General features: G+C 37.4%; 16 protein-coding genes. 12 read left to right on the top strand and 4 right to left on the bottom strand.

The genetic code is table 11. The features are described from left to right. Nucleotides 1-20 precede the first annotated feature (20 nt). Together HA632_RS03795 and dnaG are read left to right on the top strand one after the other, a co-directional pair. Entirely contained in the window at nucleotides 21-1,076 is a 1,056-nt protein-coding gene (locus HA632_RS03795; RefSeq protein WP_176305882.1) for a hypothetical protein, read from the top strand. 155 nt (nucleotides 1,077-1,231) lie between these two features. After that, nucleotides 1,232-3,211, top strand: a complete 1,980-nt coding sequence (dnaG, locus tag HA632_RS03790; RefSeq protein ID WP_176305881.1) for a DNA primase — start codon at nucleotides 1,232-1,234, stop codon at nucleotides 3,209-3,211. A gap of 31 nt (nucleotides 3,212-3,242) precedes the next feature. Here the strand turns inward: dnaG and HA632_RS03785 are convergent, their stop codons facing one another. Both HA632_RS03785 and nadE read right to left on the bottom strand, forming a co-directional pair. Continuing rightward, nucleotides 3,243-3,872 (bottom strand): response regulator transcription factor, encoded by a 630-nt coding sequence (locus HA632_RS03785; RefSeq protein WP_171222091.1) that lies wholly within the window; start codon nucleotides 3,870-3,872, stop codon nucleotides 3,243-3,245. 83 nt (nucleotides 3,873-3,955) lie between these two features. Continuing rightward, nucleotides 3,956-4,762 (bottom strand): NAD(+) synthase, encoded by an 807-nt coding sequence (gene nadE, locus HA632_RS03780; protein WP_176305880.1) that lies wholly within the window; start codon nucleotides 4,760-4,762, stop codon nucleotides 3,956-3,958. A 96-nt stretch (nucleotides 4,763-4,858) separates the two neighbouring features. On the opposite strand from nadE, the gene gldB reads away from it, so the two are divergent. Further along, nucleotides 4,859-5,821, top strand: coding sequence for a gliding motility lipoprotein GldB (gene gldB / locus HA632_RS03775; RefSeq protein WP_176305879.1), 963 nt, complete (start codon nucleotides 4,859-4,861; stop codon nucleotides 5,819-5,821). Then, complete coding sequence (gene gldC, locus HA632_RS03770; protein WP_176305878.1) at nucleotides 5,814-6,149, top strand: gliding motility protein GldC; 336 nt, start codon at nucleotides 5,814-5,816, stop codon at nucleotides 6,147-6,149. The genes gldB and gldC overlap by 8 nt, the downstream gene beginning before the upstream one ends. A gap of 26 nt (nucleotides 6,150-6,175) precedes the next feature. On the opposite strand, the gene yihA is transcribed toward gldC, so the two are convergent. Together yihA and HA632_RS03760 are read right to left on the bottom strand one after the other, a co-directional pair. Then, a complete protein-coding gene (yihA, locus tag HA632_RS03765; protein ID WP_176305877.1) occupies nucleotides 6,176-6,793 on the bottom strand; it encodes a ribosome biogenesis GTP-binding protein YihA/YsxC in 618 nt (205 codons plus the stop codon). Nucleotides 6,794-6,834: 41 nt separating this feature from the next. Then, a complete protein-coding gene (locus tag HA632_RS03760) occupies nucleotides 6,835-7,599 on the bottom strand; it encodes an alpha/beta fold hydrolase (protein WP_176305876.1) in 765 nt (254 codons plus the stop codon). A 391-nt stretch (nucleotides 7,600-7,990) separates the two neighbouring features. Between HA632_RS03760 and mraZ the strand changes: the two genes are divergently transcribed. From mraZ to HA632_RS03720, 8 genes are all read left to right on the top strand, one after another. Then, a complete protein-coding gene (mraZ, locus tag HA632_RS03755) occupies nucleotides 7,991-8,464 on the top strand; it encodes a division/cell wall cluster transcriptional repressor MraZ (RefSeq protein WP_176305875.1) in 474 nt (157 codons plus the stop codon). Then, complete coding sequence (gene rsmH, locus HA632_RS03750) at nucleotides 8,439-9,347, top strand: 16S rRNA (cytosine(1402)-N(4))-methyltransferase RsmH (RefSeq protein WP_176305874.1); 909 nt, start codon at nucleotides 8,439-8,441, stop codon at nucleotides 9,345-9,347. Before mraZ ends, rsmH begins: the two co-directional genes overlap by 26 nt. Then, nucleotides 9,344-9,691 (top strand): FtsL-like putative cell division protein, encoded by a 348-nt coding sequence (locus HA632_RS03745; RefSeq protein WP_176305873.1) that lies wholly within the window; start codon nucleotides 9,344-9,346, stop codon nucleotides 9,689-9,691. The genes rsmH and HA632_RS03745 overlap by 4 nt, the downstream gene beginning before the upstream one ends. Continuing rightward, nucleotides 9,682-11,691 carry a penicillin-binding protein gene (locus HA632_RS03740; protein WP_176305872.1) on the top strand — a complete coding sequence of 670 codons (2,010 nt, stop codon included), beginning with the start codon at nucleotides 9,682-9,684 and terminating at the stop codon, nucleotides 11,689-11,691. Before HA632_RS03745 ends, HA632_RS03740 begins: the two co-directional genes overlap by 10 nt. Then, nucleotides 11,688-13,151, top strand: coding sequence for a UDP-N-acetylmuramoyl-L-alanyl-D-glutamate--2,6-diaminopimelate ligase (locus HA632_RS03735; protein WP_176305871.1), 1,464 nt, complete (start codon nucleotides 11,688-11,690; stop codon nucleotides 13,149-13,151). Before HA632_RS03740 ends, HA632_RS03735 begins: the two co-directional genes overlap by 4 nt. Before the next feature lie 4 nt (nucleotides 13,152-13,155). After that, on the top strand, nucleotides 13,156-14,376 hold the full coding sequence (gene mraY, locus HA632_RS03730) for a phospho-N-acetylmuramoyl-pentapeptide-transferase (RefSeq protein WP_176305870.1): 1,221 nt from the start codon (nucleotides 13,156-13,158) through the stop codon (nucleotides 14,374-14,376). Then, nucleotides 14,376-15,710 (top strand): UDP-N-acetylmuramoyl-L-alanine--D-glutamate ligase, encoded by a 1,335-nt coding sequence (gene murD, locus HA632_RS03725; protein WP_176305869.1) that lies wholly within the window; start codon nucleotides 14,376-14,378, stop codon nucleotides 15,708-15,710. The genes mraY and murD overlap by 1 nt, the downstream gene beginning before the upstream one ends. Nucleotides 15,711-15,779: 69 nt before the next feature. Beyond that, the gene (locus HA632_RS03720) at nucleotides 15,780-17,087 is read left to right on the top strand and encodes an FtsW/RodA/SpoVE family cell cycle protein (RefSeq protein ID WP_176305868.1); all 1,308 of its coding nucleotides are present in this window, start codon (nucleotides 15,780-15,782) and stop codon (nucleotides 17,085-17,087) included. Nucleotide 17,088 lies beyond the last annotated feature (1 nt).

Below are 17,088 nucleotides of genomic sequence, written 5' to 3'. Positions count from 1 at the left end.
AATTTTAAATCACAATCATCATGAAGAATTTTATTATTTATGCCTCATTATTACTGAGTTGTATAGTAACCAAAGCAGTCGCTCAGGAAACCGTAAAAGTAGAGGCGTTGGAAACTACTTTCGAATTAAGAGTCAAGCTTATTGCCAATAAAATTGAGGCGATTACGAAACAAGAAAAAGCAGCTTTAAAAGCGGAAATCGAATCGGTAAACAAAGAATTAGAGTCGGGAACAATCACCAAAGAGCAAGCCGACGAGAAGAAATTGAAGTTTGCCGAAATCCGTTCCAAAAACATCGAAACCCGAGTAGGTGAAGCTCAGGAAGAGTTAAAAGAGTTGGTAAACCAAAAAGTAGCCGGAAAAATTAAAGATGGGAAAGAACAACTTACAGTGAAGTGGAGTTGGAGTAAGAATGATTCCATCAGAAAGAGCAGAGGCGAAAGAAGAACTACGTCACAGTTTGTGTTCGCTGCCGGGGTAAACAATTTGGTAACCGATAAAGCAGTCGCTCACTCTGATTACCGATATTGGGGTTCACATTTCTATGAATGGGGCTTTACTTCAAACACCAGATTGTTCAAAAATGACAATTTGTTACACTTGAAATACGGAATGTCATTAATGTACAATAACCTTCGCCCAACAGACAATCGTTTGTTTGTAGTGAATGGGAATCAAACCAATTTGGAAACCAGTTCGGTTAATTTAAAAGATTCGCGCTTTAGAAATGTATACCTAACGGTGCCTCTTCACTTGGAGTTTGATTTTACAAAATCAAAAGACAAAGACGGAAAGAAAATTTTCAGGACTCATGAGAGCGTTCGTTTCGGAATCGGTGGTTATGCCGGAGCTAGAGTAAAATCTAAACAAAAATTGTGTTATGAATTAAACGGAAATGATATTTCTGTTAAAGAAAAAGGTGATTTTAATGCCAATGATTTTATCTACGGTGTGAGTACTTACATCGGTTACGGTGAAACAAGTCTTTATTTAAAATACGACTTGAATCCATTGTTCAAAGACAATGCTATCAAGCAAAATAACATATCGCTTGGTGTTCGTTTCGACTTCAATTAGAAAATTTATTAGGTTAGTTTATACTTCGAAAAGATGTTTCAGCAATGGAACATCTTTTTTTATTTTTTATTTTAAATTTTACATTCTGAATGTGTAAATTTACCCTCTTTGATTTTTTCAAGATTTCTAACAATCTAACAATCTAATAATCAACTTTGATTACTCGCGAAACCATAGATAAAGTATTTGAAACCGCACGTGTGGAAGAAGTCATCGGTGATTTCGTTCAGCTCAAACGAGCCGGAAGTAACTTCAAGGGCTTAAGTCCGTTTTCGGATGAGCGTTCGCCTTCATTTATGGTGTCACCGGTAAAGCAAATCTGGAAGGATTTTAGCTCGGGAAAAGGTGGAAGTGTTGTGACTTTCTTGATGGAACACGAGCATTTTACGTATCCGGAAGCAATACGTTATTTGGCCAACAAATACAACATCGAAATTGAAGAAACCGAAGTTTCTCAAGAAGACAAAATTGAAGCCAATGAAAAAGAAAGCATGTATTTGGTGTCTGAGTTCGCCAAAAGTTACTTTCACGAAACACTTTTAAATACCGAGGAAGGTAAAGCCATTGGACTATCTTATTTTAAAGAAAGAGGTTTTACCAATGAAACGATTGCCAAATTTGGTTTGGGTTATTCCCCTGAATCATGGGATGCGTTTACCAAAGAAGCTTTGGGGAAAGGGTATCAATTAGAATTTTTAGAAAAAGTCGGATTGACCATCACACGTGAAGACGGAAAGCATTTTGACCGTTTCAAAGGCAGAGTGATGTTTCCGATTCAAAGTTTGTCCGGAAGAAATCTAGGCTTCGGCGGTAGGATTTTAACCAATGATAAAAAAGCCGCCAAATACCTCAATTCGCCCGAAAGTGATATTTACCATAAGAGTAAAGTTTTGTATGGGATTTTCCATGCCAAACAAGCCATTGCCAAACAAAATAACTGTTATTTAGTCGAAGGCTATACCGATGTCATTCAGTTGCACCAAGCCGGTATTGAAAATGTAGTAGCTTCATCCGGAACAGCTTTAACGCCCGACCAAATTCGATTAATAAATCGCTTGACTAAAAACATCACAGTGCTTTTTGATGGCGATGCCGCAGGATTGAGAGCTTCTGTCCGCGGAATCGATTTGATTTTGGAAGAAGGCATGAACGTAAAAGTCTGTACTTTTCCTGATGGCGATGATCCCGATAGTTTTGCCCGAAAGAATTCGTATGAAGATTTGGTCAACTATTTAGAGAATAATGCTAAAGATTTTATTCAATTCAAAGCCTCGCTTTTGATGAATGAAGCCAATAATGACCCCATCAAGAAAGCCGATTTAATTCGCGATATGGTCGTGAGTATTTCCAAAATTCCGGATCGAATTAAAAGAGAAATCTACGTACAGGAAACGGCCCGTATTATGGATATTTCTGAGCAAGTTTTGCTGAATACTTTGGCGCAATTAGTGCAAAAAGACATTTCGGAAGCCGGCAAGAAACTCAAACAAGAGCAAACTGCTTTTGAAGTGGTTAAGAATGAACCGCAAATATCCCAGGAAAAAATCGACATTGTTTATGATTTAGAACGTAAAATTTTAGAAATGTTGTTGCTTTATGGATCGTTAGAAGCCGATTTTGATGATTATATTCTAAAAGCCAATGAAGAAGGCGAGATGACAGAAGAAAAGGAAACAAACACCTTTAAAGTGTTCCAGCGAATCTATCTGAGCTTACAAGAAGATGAAGTAGAGTTGGCCAACCCTATATTTCGGGAAATTTATACTGACTTAATCAATTATTACCACCAAACGGAAGAGTTCAATATAGAGCATTATTTGATGCAATTGTCGCCGGAACATTCTCAGATGGTTACAGATATTTTAATGTCGGAGGAAAAAGAGTTGCTGCACAATTGGGAAACCAAACACATTTACGTGAAAACAAAGACCCAAAATGTGAGTCAGTACGTTTCCGAAACCATTATTTCACTTCGCGAGTATCTGATTAATAAACTGATCTTGGATTTGATGAATAATTTCAAAGCTGAGGAAGAAAATGATTCAACAGAAATTATGGCAACTATTAACGATTACAATAAGTTAAAGGTCAGCTTGACCAATAAAATAGGCAGAATACGTTCAACTTATCTATAAAAAAACCCTCGAATTTCGAGGGTTTTTAGTTTTAAACGATTTCCAAGGTCTTGGCTTTGTTAACAAGGTCAACCAAGTTAGTGACATTGAGCTTCGTTAATAAACGAAGTTTGTATGTACTAATGGTTTTTTCGTTAAGCGCCAAAATCTTAGCGATTTCGTTGTTTTTCTTACCGTCACTAAGGAAACGCAACACCTCAATTTCTCTGTTCGATAGCTTTCGATACAACCGCTCTGATTTGTTTTGTTTCGCAATTAATGCTAGGTTTCTCTTGATTTCTTCATTTAGTATAATTTGTCCTTGGTGTACTTTGACAATGGTTATACCTAAATTTTCAAGTTTTGATGTCTTGTGAACATAACCGGCACAGCCTGCTTTGATAGCATTAGGTGCGTAAATGTGCTCAGACAGACTACTGAAGACGATAACTTTAGTTTTTGGAAAGTTTCTGATGATTGACTTGACCTCATAAATACTTTTAAGTCCTTCAAGCTCTAAATCGATGATTAAGACGTCAATTTCTTTGTTTCTCAAGGCATCGGGAACCATAAAAAAATTTCCTACGTTGGATACTATGCTTATCTCAGGATGATCCTTAAAATAAGCTTTCATTCCAAAGTGTACAACTGGAAAGTTATCAGCAATACATACATTTATCATAATTGTGGTATTTGATAAAAAATTAATAGAAATTTACTGTAAAGTTAAAAAATTATATCGTACGAATGTTAATAAAATAAATATTATTTTAAAAAATTTGGGATAATACATACAGGAATTGGGTTCATTTTGTGTTGATTTATTGTGTTTAACTTCTTATAAATCTCAAAAACTTCTCTTTCTCTACCTGAATAATCCTCAGTTTTTTTGTTGTTTTCGACTTCTAACATCGCCCATTCGAGTTCATCGTAACTCGCGCCTAACTGATCTTCATCGGTTCTTGAATCGCCAAACAGTCCATCGGTCGGAGCCGCATTTTGTATCGATTTAGGAATTTCCAAATATGCTCCTAAAGCATACACATCACTTTTCATTAAATCGGCTATCGGACTTAAATCAACACCGCCATCTCCGTATTTGGTATAAAAACCAACGCCAAAATCTTCTACTTTATTTCCCGTTCCGGCGACTAACAAACCATGAATGCCGGCAAAATAATACAAGGTTGTCATTCGCATTCTCGCTCTTGTATTGGCCAAAGACAAATGCAATTTGATTTCATTATCGGAACCGGGAACGGCTTGCTTAAATGTTTCAAAAACACCGGTCAAATCTGCTTCAGCATTTTGAACATTTGGAAAGCGCTTTTTCAATTGCTCAATATGTTCTCTTCCGCGACTCACTTGGCTTGGGTCTTGATGAATCGGCATTTCAACACACAAAGTGGTCAAACCGGTCTGCGCACACAAGGTTGAGGTTACCGCCGAATCTACACCGCCCGAAATACCAATCACAAAACCATTCACTTTTGCTTTTGTAGCGTAATCCTTTAACCATGTAACAATATAGTCATTGGTTTCCCCTACTTTAATTTTACTTTTTTTAGCCATTTTTTTATGAAAGTTTTTAGAAACGGAACTGTATATTTGCAAATGTAAAAAATCACAAACTTTTCAGTCCTATTTTTGTCATATAAATTCTCTATAATGAAAAAGTATTTTGCAATACTAACGTTGGTTTTTCTAATGGTTTCTTGTGATAAGAAAACCAAAGTGGAAAAGGCAGTCGAGGAAATTCCGGTTGCCTTACAAGTCGATAGATTTGACCAGGCATTTTTTGAAGCAACACCCAAAGATTTGCCGAATTTAAAAGCAGAATATCCCTTTTTCTTTCCGGAAGGCATTGAAGATCAAGTCTGGATTGAAAAAATGCAAAATAAAGATTGGCGTGATTTATATGCTGAAGTGAAAAAAAAATATCCAGATTTCGGTAAGCAAACCAACGAAATTGAGGATTTGTTCAAACATTTAAAGTACTATTTCCCGGAAACTGTTTTGCCCAAAGTATATACTGTAATCGGTGAAATGGATTATACCAGCAAAGCCATTTATGCCAATGACAAATTAATTATTGCCTTGGAGTTGTATCTCGGTAAAGATGTCAAGTTTTACACTTTTCCCGAATATTTTAGACAAAATTTTGAAGAACGACAAATGATGCCGGATATCGTGACTAGTTATGCGTTCAGAAAAATTCCGCCACCAAGCGACAAAACATTATTAGCAGAAATGATTTATTACGGTAAAGAACTTTACCTAAAAGATTTAGTTTTGCCCAATCATACCGATGCGGAAAAAATTGGATATCAGCCCCAACAAATCACTTGGTGTCAGGAGAACGAAAGTTATATGTGGCGTTTTTTTATAGAAGAGAGCTTGCTTTTCAGTTCCGATTCTAAATTGCCGAATCGCTTTATTAATGTCGCGCCGTTTTCTAAATTCTATCTAGAAATTGATAACGAAACACCTGGTAGAGTAGGTCAATGGATTGGTTGGCAAATCGTACGTTCGTTTATGGAAAACAACGAAGTCAGTTTGCAAGACATGCTGAAAATGGACACCAAAGAATTATTTGAAAAATCAAAATATAAACCCAAAAAGAATGAGTAATACCGTTAAATCCGAAATAAAATTCAACGTTGAATTAGACGAAAATCGCATCCCTGAAAAACTGACTTGGACAGCACAAGATGGCGGAGTAGACCAAGAAGAAGCCAAGGCCATGATGCTTTCTATTTGGGACAGCAAAGCGCAGGAAACACTTCGTATTGATTTGTGGACCAAAGACATGCCGGTAGATGAGATGAAATTGTTTTTTCACCAAACTTTAGTGGCCATGTCTGACACTTTTCAACGCGCAACAGCCGATGAAAAAATGGCAGATACAATGAAAGATTTCTGTGATTATTTTGCGGAAAAATTGGAATTGAAGAAATAAAAAAAGAGGTCAATTGACCTCTTTTTTTATAATTCTCCACTTTTAAACATTTGTTCATTCACGCCGTCAATAAAGTCGAGCACTTTGTCTCTTCCGGTGCTTTCCAATGCTGAGGTTACAAAATGTTGGGGCATTTCTTCCCAGTTGTTAGCCAAAAGCGCTTTGCGGTAAGCAGCAATGTGCGAATCAATTTTGGTTTTACTAATTTTATCGGCTTTGGTAAAAATGATGCAAAACGGCACTTCAATTTCACCTAAATAGGTAATAAATTCAAGGTCAATTTTCTGTGCTTCCAATCGGATGTCAATTAAGACAAAAGCACAAACCAATTGCTCTCTTTTTTCAAAATAATCGGTGATAAATTCCTGAAAAACTTCTTTGGTTTTCTTAGAAACACGAGCATAGCCATAACCCGGTAAATCGACCAAAAACCAATTCAAATTGATTTTAAAGTGATTGATTAACTGCGTTTTTCCCGGTTTTCCTGAGGTTTTAGCCAAATTTTTATGATTGGTCAACATGTTGATCAAAGATGATTTACCCACATTGGAGCGACCAATAAAAGCATATTCCGGCAATGGGTCTTTCGGACATTTACTCACATCGGAATTGCTGATTATAAATTCGGCACTAGTAATTTTCATTGGATTGTATTAAAATAAAAAAGTCCCAAAAGGACTTTTGTTTATAAATGAACTTCTTTTAACCATTCATGCAATAATCGGTTGAACTCGTCAGGATGTTCCATCATGGCAGCGTGTCCGCATTTGTCAATCCAATACAATGCTGAGTTTGGCATTAATTTATGGAATTCTTCTGCAACTTCCGGTGGGGTAACTTGATCGTTTTTGCCCCAAATGATACAGGTTTTCACATGCATTTTTGGTAAATCTTTGGCCATATTGTGACGAATAGCACTTTTGGCAATCGTCAAGGTTTTAATCACTTTTATTCGGTCATTCACTACCGAAAAAACTTCGTCAACAATTTCTTTTGTGGCAACTTTTGGATCGTAAAAAACTGCTTCCGCTTTCTTCTTAATGTATTCATAATCGCCTCGTTTCGGGTAACTATCTCCCATGGCGCTTTCGTAAAGCCCTGAACTCCCTGTGATTACCAGTCCGGCAACTTTTTCAGGATACATTTTGGAATGGTACAAAGCAATATGCCCGCCGAGGGAATTCCCTAGTAAAATGACGCGATCAAAACCTTTAAAAGTAATAAAGTCTTTTACATATTTGGCGAAAGCCTTAACATTGGTTTTTAGAATATTTTGGGTATAAATCGGCAACTCAGGAATGACCACTTTATACCCTTGAGATGAAAAATAATCGGCTACACCATTAAAATTACTCAATCCGCCCATCAATCCGTGTAAAACAACAATTGGTGTGCCTTCTCCGGCTTCGAAATAGGAATATCTTCCTTCTTTTTTAAAATTTCCTTCCATGTAATTTTTTTGACTTTTTACCTCGGCAACAAATATATGATTTTATAGATAAAAATTCGGTTATGAAAGGAATATTTACTACTAAAATAAAGATTTTCATCAACATTTTTTCAAATTATCAGTCTGTGTTTTTTTAAAAAACAAACAACTATTTCAAGGTCAATAAAATCAATTTTATGCAACAAAAAGGCTAAAAATGAGATTTTTATATTTTTTTATCTCCTCAAATCTAAATTCATTAAATAATCATCAAGATTTTGATAATGGAGAATTTGTCGGGTTTTCAAGCCAAAAGGGAATGAAGTGGTAAAACTTATCAACAAAGTGGTATTTTGTGGTAAATTGTGGTAATATATTTTATATTTTTGCTGATAACCAAAATAAACGGCAATTGAACTCCATAATCGGAACATATGAATGCAAAGTTGACGCCAAAGGAAGGCTTATGATTCCTTCGGCTCTAAAGAAGCAACTGGCTAATTCTCTTCAAGATGGCTTCGTCTTGAAGCGTTCTGTGTTTCAGCCGTGTTTAGAATTGTATCCGATGACCGAATGGAATTTGATGATGCAAAAAATCAACAAACTCAATCGATTTGTGAAGAAAAACAATGACTTTATCCGTCGTTTTACGGCCGGTGTGAAAGTCGTTGAAGTAGATGATTTAGGTCGATTGTTAATTCCGAAAGATTTAGTGGCTTTTGGACATATTTCAAAAGATATTGTGCTTTCATCAGCAGTGAATATTGTGGAGATTTGGGATAAAGATTTATACGAAAAATCAATTGCAGGCGATGATATCGACTTTGCTGATTTAGCGGAAGATGTAATGGGAAATATAAATGACGATGGAGATGGAATATCATAATCCGGTTTTGTTGAAGGAAACTGTCGATGGCTTGAATATCAAACCGGATGGAATTTATGTCGATGTGACTTTTGGTGGTGGCGGTCATTCTAAAGAGATTTTGAGTCGCTTAGGGCCTAATGGAAGATTGTTTGGGTTTGACCAAGATGAAGATGCTTGGGCTAATGCCTTACCCGATGAAAGATTTACATTGATTCAAGAGAATTTCAGATACATCAAACGTTTTTTGAGGTTTCATGGGGTGAAAAGTGTGGATGGTATTTTGGCTGATTTAGGCGTTTCATCACACCAATTTGATGTTCCGGAAAGAGGTTTTTCTACACGCTTTGATGCCGATTTGGATATGAGAATGAGCAAAAGAAACGAACTCGATGCGCACAAAGTGATAAATGAATATGATGATGCCAATTTAAAAAGAGTGTTTTTGGATTACGGCGAATTGAAAGCTGCTCCGGCCATCGCTAGAACCATTATCGAAGCCAGAGAAAAGAAAACCATTAATACCACTGATGAGTTAAAATCGGTTTTGGCCAAATTTTTACCCGATCAGTTTAAAAATAAAATCTTGGCGCAAATCTATCAAGCGATTAGAATTGAGGTTAACCAAGAAATGGAAGTCCTTAAAGAATTTTTGGAACAATCCCTTGAAATATTGAAGCCCGAAGGAAGACTAAGTGTGATTTCGTATCACTCTTTAGAAGATAGATTAGTAAAACGCTTTATGAAAAACGGACTGTTTGAAGGCGAACCGGAACGCGATTTCTTTGGGAATTTTTCAGTGCCGTTTAAGTTGGTTGGTAAACTAATCGTGCCAGACGAAGCTGAAATTAAAATCAACAACAGGGCGCGCAGTGCCAAATTAAGAATAGCAGAAAAGCGATGAAAAAAGGCGTTTACGGCATATTAAAAGCCAGATTCTTAGTCAATGAAGACGCCACTAAAAACTGGCGATTCATAGTATTTCTGATTTTACTGGCAATTTTGATGATTGCCAACGAACATAGATACGACCAAAAGATTTTCAGAATTGCCGAATTGACCAATGAAGTAAAAGAATTGCGTTCTGAATTTGTAGACAAACGCTCCGAATTAATGAAATTAAAAATGGAATCGACCGTTTCCGAAAGAATGAAAGAGAGAAATATTTTCCCTTCATCGGTTCCGCCTCAAAAAATAAAAATTAAAAAACCGGTAGAAAAAACTTTCTTCCAAAAACTATGGCAGTAGAAGATAAACATATCTCTTACCGAATTTACTTAGTTGCTTTCTGTCTTTTTCTGATGGCATTTGCAATTGCTTTTAAACTCTCTAAAATTCAGTGGGTTGAAGGTGATCATTACCGAAAATTAGCCAAAGAAAGAACCGTAAAGAACTTTGTGATTCCGGCCAACAAAGGAAATATTTATTCCGCTGACGGAAGTTTGCTTGCGACTTCTATTCCCAATTACAATATAAGATTTGATGCCGTGGCACCCAAAGGAGAAGACTTTGCCAAAAATGTAAGACCATTGGCGGATTCACTGTCGAAAATGTTGGGTAAACCCAGTAGTTTCTATCATTCTCAGTTGACTTTGGCCAGAAACAATAAAAACAGGTATTTGTTGGTTGCTCGAGATTTGAGCTATACACAATACATGAAAATCAAGAGTTTTCCCCTGTTCAATTTGGGCGCCAACAAAGGTGGTATGATAACCGAACAAGAAACCGTTCGCGAACATCCGATAGGGAAAATTGCCGAAAGAACTATTGGCTACGAAAGAATTACTCCGGAAGGGAAACCGGACGGAAAAGGTATCGAATGGTCGTTCAGAAAATATTTGAATGGTAAAGACGGTAAAGTTTTAAAACAAAAAATCGCTAAAGGACAGTGGAAACCCATTCGGGACCAAAATGAAGTTGACCCTCAAGATGGTTATGACGTAATTTCCACCATTGATGTTTATATCCAAGACATCGCCCATCATGCTTTGCTAAAACAGTTGCAGGAGTTCAAAGCCGAGCACGGTTGTGTAATTGTAATGGAAACCAAAACCGGAAAAATCAGAGCGATTTCCAATTTAGGCAAACTGAAAGAAAGTGATTCTACTTATTTTGAAACGACTAATTACGCTATAGCTGAATCGCACGAACCTGGTTCAACGTTCAAGCTAGTTGACATGATTGCCCTATTGGATGACGGAAAAGTAGACACCAGTAAAGTGTATGACAGTCGCGGAGGAATTATAGAATATCGTGGAAAAAAAGTCCGAGATTCTCATGAAGGCGGTTACGGAAAAATTTCTTTGGCAAGAGGTTTTGAAGTGTCTTCCAACACGGTTTTAGTACAAGCTGTTTATGAGAATTACAAAAATAATCCAAAAGAATTTGTTGAGAGAATCGACAGAATGGGATTAAACAAACCATTAGGATTGCCATTTCAAGGCGAAGGCAAACCTTATATTCCACAACCTGGAGATAAACATTGGAGTGCGATTTCCTTACCCTGGATGGCTTTTGGTTACGGAGTTTCTGTAACGCCTTTACAGACATTGACTTTGTATAATGCGGTAGCCAATAATGGAGAAATGGTAAAGCCTCAATTTGTTTCCGAAATCAAAGAATGGAACAAAACCATCAAAAAATACAACAAAGAAGTCATCAATCCTAAAATCTGCTCCGACGAAACGATTAAAAAATTAAAATCGGTTTTAGAGAATGTGGTCAAAAAAGGAACGGGCTCTAAATTGTATTCTAAAGACTTTTCCATGGCCGGAAAAACCGGAACAGCTCAAGCCAATTATGGTAAAAACGGCGGAAGTGAAAAACACTACATCTCTTCTTTCGTCGGCTTTTTCCCCGCGGAAAATCCCAAATATTCCTGCATAGTTGTGGTGCACAAACCCAACACTTCAGGCAATAATTATTACGGTGCCGATGTGGCCGGGCCGGTTTTCAAACGTGTGGCACAAAAGATTTTTACCGATGCGCCATCCACCAACGAAATTAAAAATCTGAATAAAAAAATAGCCAAACAGGAGAAGGCATACAGCGCGTACGAAGACAAGTCAAATGCCGACGGGAAAACCATTCCCAATGTAAAAGGCATGAGCGGTATGGACGCAGTTGCACTTTTGGAAAACATGAAAGTAAAAGTAAAAGTAGTTGGGTTCGGAAAAGTAAAACGACAATCCATTCAACCCGGTTCACCTTTGAATAAAAATCAAATCATCATACTCGAATTATCGTGATTATTTTAAAAGACATATTGTATAAAGTCGCCATCGAAGTCGTAAAAGGTTCGACCGAAATGACTATTGGTAAAATCGAATTCGACTCGAGAAAAGTTCAGGAGAATGACATTTTTGTGGCGATTCGCGGTAGTGTTTCCAATGGACATGACTTTATAGAAAAAGCGATAAATCTCGGCGCAACAGTTATTGTTTGCGATACTTTGCCTGAAGTTATAGTTACAGGCGTGACTTATATTCAAGTAAAAGACACTAATGCTGCTTTGGCATTTTTGGCTTCCAATTATTACGGCAATCCGTCTCAAAATTTAAAATTAGTCGGCATAACAGGAACAAACGGTAAAACTACTATTGCCTCACTTTTGTTCCAATTATTCAAAAAAGCAGGTTATAAAGTTGGACTGTTATCTACCGTAAAAATTATGGTGGATGATACCGAATACAAAGCCACACATACAACTCCGGATTCGTTAACCATCAATTATTATTTGGCCGAAATGAGCGCGGTTGGTGTTGAATACTGCTTCATGGAAGTAAGTTCACACGGAATTCACCAAAAACGTACGGAAGGTTTGCACTTTGCCGGCGGTGTATTCACCAATTTGTCGCACGATCATTTAGATTATCATGCAACTTTTGCGGAATACAGAGATGTAAAAAAATCATTTTTCGACCATTTGCCCAAAGCCGCTTTCGCTTTGACCAATATCGATGACAAAAACGGTTTGGTAATGCTTCAAAATACAGCAGCCAGAAGACTGACCTATGCGCTAAAATCGTATGCTGATTACAAAGCACAAATCTTAGAAAACCAATTGTCGGGATTGTTGCTGAAAATCAATGAAAATGAAGTTTGGGTTAGGCTAATCGGAACTTTTAATGCCTATAATTTGTTGGCGATTTTCGGAACAGCGGTTGAATTAGGTTTGGATAAATTAGAAGTGTTGCGATTGCTTTCCGAGTTAGAAAGTGTTTCTGGTCGTTTCCAATTTATCGTTTCCAACCAAAAAATCACTGCAATTGTCGATTACGCTCACACGCCGGATGCTTTGGAAAATGTGTTGAGCACGATAAATGATATTCGCACGAACAATGAAAAATTGATAACAGTAGTCGGTTGTGGTGGTGACAGAGATAAAGCCAAAAGGCCCATCATGGCGAACATTGCAACCACAATGAGCAATCAGGTTATCATCACTTCCGATAATCCGAGAACCGAAGATCCTATTGATATTATTTCGGATATGGAAAAAGGGGTAGAGCCGCAAAATCACAAAAAAACTTTGTCGATTGTAGATAGAAAACAAGCCATTAAAACCGCTTGTCAATTGGCCGGACCCAATGATATCATCTTAATTGCCGGAAAAGGACACGAGACGTACCAAGAAATTCAAGGCGTTCGTCACGATTTTGATGATATGAAAATTGTAAAAGAACTATTAGAACAGCTAAACAAATAAACCTATGCTCTATTATTTATTTGAATACCTCGACAAAACGATGGATGTTCCGGGAACCGGAGTGTTCCAGTACATTACTTTTCGTTCGGCTTTAGCTATTATCCTATCATTGATGATTTCCACCATTTACGGAAAAAAAATCATCAACTTTTTGAGAAACCAACAAGTAGGGGAAACGGTAAGAGAATTGGGATTGCAAGGGCAAAATGAAAAAGCGGGAACGCCTACCATGGGTGGTTTAATCATCATCATTGCGACATTGATTCCGGTGATTTTGTTGACCAAACTGAATAATATTTACATCATCCTTCTGATAGTAACCACACTTTGGATGGGGACTATTGGATTCATCGATGATTATATCAAAATCTTCAAAAAAGACAAACAAGGTTTAAAAGGGATATTTAAAGTAATCGGGCAAGTTGGTTTAGGGTTAATAGTGGGTTCAGTATTGTATTTTCATCCGGGCGTAACCGTTAGAGAGAAAACAGTAACTACTGTTAACCAAACGGAAAACGTAATTTCTCAAACACCAATCGAGCACAAATCAACTACTACAACCATTCCGTTCACTAAAAACAATGAGTTAGATTATGCCAAATTCATTGAATGGACAGGTGAAGGTTATGAAAACTGGGCATGGTTAATTTTTATTCCAATCGTAATTTTCATTATTACTGCGGTTTCGAATGGCGCTAATTTAACCGATGGAATTGATGGATTAGCTGCAGGAACTTCCGCTATTTCTGTACTCGCATTAGGAATTTTCACCTTCGTTTCAGGGAACGTAATTCTCTCCGGCTATTTAAACATTATGTACATCCCGAATTCAGGGGAAATGACGGTTTTCATTTCGGCATTCGTAGGTGCATTAATAGGATTCCTTTGGTACAATTCCTATCCGGCATCGGTATTTATGGGCGATACAGGAAGTTTAACCATTGGCGGAATTATAGCGGTTTTGGCGATTTCGGTTCGTAAAGAAATGTTGTTACCGGTATTGTGCGCCATCTTTTTTGCCGAAAACTTATCCGTGATTATGCAAGTTTCCTATTTCAAATACACCAAAAAACGCTTTGGTGAAGGAAAGCGCATTTTCCTCATGTCACCATTACACCACCATTACCAAAAGAAAGGCTATCACGAAAGTAAAATCGTAACCCGTTTTTGGATTGTTGCCATACTGTTAGCCATCGTTTCCATAGTGACTTTAAAATTGAGATAATGCAAAGATTGGTAATACTTGGCGGTGGAGAAAGTGGTGTGGGAACCGCCATTTTAGGAAAGAAGGAAGGATACAATGTTTTTGTGTCCGATATGGGAAGAATAAAAGATAAATACAGAGACGTTCTTAATCAGCATGAAATAAAATGGGAAGACGAAAAGCATACAGAGGAATTAATCCTCAATGCCGATGTAGTCATGAAAAGCCCTGGAATTCCTGAGAAAGCGCCATTGATTAAAAAACTATTGGAAAAAGGAATTCCAGTCATATCCGAAATAGAATTTGCTTATCCGTTTACACACGCCAAAACCATTGGAATAACCGGAAGCAACGGTAAAACAACGACAACGATGTTGACTTACCATCTACTAAAAGAAGGCGGATTGAATGTAGGATTGGGTGGCAATATTGGAAAGAGTTTTGCCTGGCAAGTGGCCGAAGAAAACTACGATTGCTATGTATTGGAATTGAGCAGTTTTCAATTAGACGGCATCATCAATTACAAGCCAGATATAGCCATCCTTACAAACATCAGTCCGGATCATTTGGACCGGTATGAATACAAGTATGAAAATTATATAGCGTCAAAATTTAGAATAACAATGAACCAAACAGAAGAGGACTTTTTCATCTACGACGCCGATGACGAAGCGATTTCAGGATGGTTACAAAACAATAAAACAAAAGCACAATTAATTCCTTTTTCATTATTAAAAACATTTGAAAACGGAGCCTTTATAAAAAACAATACTATGGACATCATCATCAACAACGAGGAATTTGAAATGAAAACAGCGGACATTTCTTTGGAAGGAAAACACAACATGAAAAACGCTATGGCTGCCACTTCTGTCGCCCAATTGATGAAAATCAGAAAGCAAACCATTCGCGAGAGCTTGTCCAACTTCCAAGGCGTAGAACACCGTTTGGAAAAAGTACTCAAAATTCAAAATGTGCAGTACATCAACGATAGCAAAGCGACTAATGTCAATGCGACTTTCTTCGCTTTAGACAGTATGACAGTGCCTACCGTTTGGATTGTCGGCGGTGTTGACAAAGGAAATGATTACAGCGAGTTGATGCCATTAGTACGTGAAAAAGTAAAAGCAATCATTTGTCTTGGTTTAGACAATAAAAAAATCATAGACGCCTTCAGCGATGTAGTCGATATGATGGTAGAAGTAGACAACATGCGCGATGCAGTAAACACAGCCAAGCATTTAGCCGAGAAAGGCGATGCCGTTTTATTGTCGCCGGCTTGTGCCAGTTTTGATTTGTTCCAAAACTACGAAGACAGAGGAAACCAGTTTAAAGTAGCCGTACAGAATTTATAATTTGGTTATGTGGTTATTTGGTTATTTGAATTTCAAATAACCGAATCCACAAATCGACAAATCCACACTATGAAAGAACTAATTCACAGCTTAAAAGGAGATAAAGTCATCTGGGCATTCGTGGCCTTGTTGGCGCTTTTCTCGTTTATGCCGGTGTTTAGTGCAAGTAGCAATTTGGCCTATATGCGCCACGGTTCCGGAAATGCGTTGACGTATTTGTTGAAACACGGTGCGCAAGTGTTCGTTGGATTTTTTATTCTTTACAAAATTCACAAAGTTCCCTATCATTATTTCCGAACGATTTCTCGATTGTTATTGCCGGTCGTTTGGGTGTTATTGATATATACTTTGCTCAAAGGAACCATTATTGATGGTGCCAATGCCAGCCGTTGGATACAAATTCCGTTCATCGGAATTACGTTCCAAACATCAGCGTTGGCCTCGATAGTCCTGTATGTTTTTGTAGCCCGATATTTATCTAAAAGCAGAGAAATCCCAATAACGTTTCAAAATTCATTATGGGATTTATGGACGCCGGTTTTTATTACGGTAATCTTAATTCTGCCCGCAAATTTATCCACGGCAGCATTGATATTTTCAATGGTTTTAATGTTGGCATTTATCGGGAAATATCCTTTAAAATATATCGGAATCATCGTCGGTGCCGGTATTATTGGATTGACATTTTTTATTTTGGTGGCCAAAGCTTTTCCGGATGCTTTCCCCAATCGTGTTGACACATGGATCAATCGTATTGATAATTTCACCAGCGACAAACCCGATGAGGATGATTACCAAATTGAAAAAGCCAAAATAGCTATTGCTTCAGGTGGTGTGTATGGTTTAGGTCCGGGTAAAAGTGTGCAGAAAAACTTTTTACCACAATCATCATCCGATTTTATTTATGCCATTATTGTCGAGGAGTACGGACTTTTCGGCGGGATTTTAGTATTGTGTTTGTACTTGCTTTTGTTGTTCCGATTTGTTGTCGCGGCGCATAAATCGAATTCACTCTTCGGTAAACTCGTCGTCATAGGTTTAGGCTTCCCAATTATTTTTCAGGCCATGACTAATATGGCAGTGGCAGTAGAATTATTACCCGTAACCGGACAAACATTACCATTGATTAGTTCGGGTGGAAGTTCTATTTGGATGACTTGTATTGCACTTGGCATTATTTTAAGTGTGACCAAAAAAGAAGAAGAAATTGCCGAGGAATTAGCTGAAAAGCAAAAACGAGAAGACGCATTACAACGAATGATTGACAAACAATTGCAAGAAGAAGAGGAAGCCGAAAAAGCAGCGGCACAAGCCGAGTTGGAAAGCTATTCTATCCAAGATAAAGCCAATCCATTGGAGCCAATTTTAAAGAAATAAG

It is taken from the genome of Flavobacterium sp. J49 (assembly GCF_011742145.1).
Classification (GTDB): domain Bacteria; phylum Bacteroidota; class Bacteroidia; order Flavobacteriales; family Flavobacteriaceae; genus Flavobacterium.
This window is presented reverse-complemented; position numbering and strand designations above follow the sequence as displayed.

Excerpts from the sequence above, each read along its gene's own strand:
- HA632_RS03795 (WP_176305882.1), top strand. The coding sequence starts at position 21 with ATGAAGAATTTTATTATTTATGCCTCATTATTACTGAGTTGTATAGTA.
- HA632_RS03785 (WP_171222091.1), bottom strand. The coding sequence starts at position 3,872 with ATGATAAATGTATGTATTGCTGATAACTTTCCAGTTGTACACTTTGGA.
- nadE (WP_176305880.1), bottom strand. The coding sequence starts at position 4,762 with ATGGCTAAAAAAAGTAAAATTAAAGTAGGGGAAACCAATGACTATATT.
- gldB (WP_176305879.1), top strand. The coding sequence starts at position 4,859 with ATGAAAAAGTATTTTGCAATACTAACGTTGGTTTTTCTAATGGTTTCT.
- gldC (WP_176305878.1), top strand. The coding sequence starts at position 5,814 with ATGAGTAATACCGTTAAATCCGAAATAAAATTCAACGTTGAATTAGAC.
- yihA (WP_176305877.1), bottom strand. The coding sequence starts at position 6,793 with ATGAAAATTACTAGTGCCGAATTTATAATCAGCAATTCCGATGTGAGT.
- HA632_RS03760 (WP_176305876.1), bottom strand. The coding sequence starts at position 7,599 with ATGGAAGGAAATTTTAAAAAAGAAGGAAGATATTCCTATTTCGAAGCC.
- rsmH (WP_176305874.1), top strand. The coding sequence starts at position 8,439 with ATGACGATGGAGATGGAATATCATAATCCGGTTTTGTTGAAGGAAACT.
- HA632_RS03745 (WP_176305873.1), top strand. The coding sequence starts at position 9,344 with ATGAAAAAAGGCGTTTACGGCATATTAAAAGCCAGATTCTTAGTCAAT.
- HA632_RS03740 (WP_176305872.1), top strand. The coding sequence starts at position 9,682 with ATGGCAGTAGAAGATAAACATATCTCTTACCGAATTTACTTAGTTGCT.
- mraY (WP_176305870.1), top strand. The coding sequence starts at position 13,156 with ATGCTCTATTATTTATTTGAATACCTCGACAAAACGATGGATGTTCCG.
- murD (WP_176305869.1), top strand. The coding sequence starts at position 14,376 with ATGCAAAGATTGGTAATACTTGGCGGTGGAGAAAGTGGTGTGGGAACC.
- HA632_RS03720 (WP_176305868.1), top strand. The coding sequence starts at position 15,780 with ATGAAAGAACTAATTCACAGCTTAAAAGGAGATAAAGTCATCTGGGCA.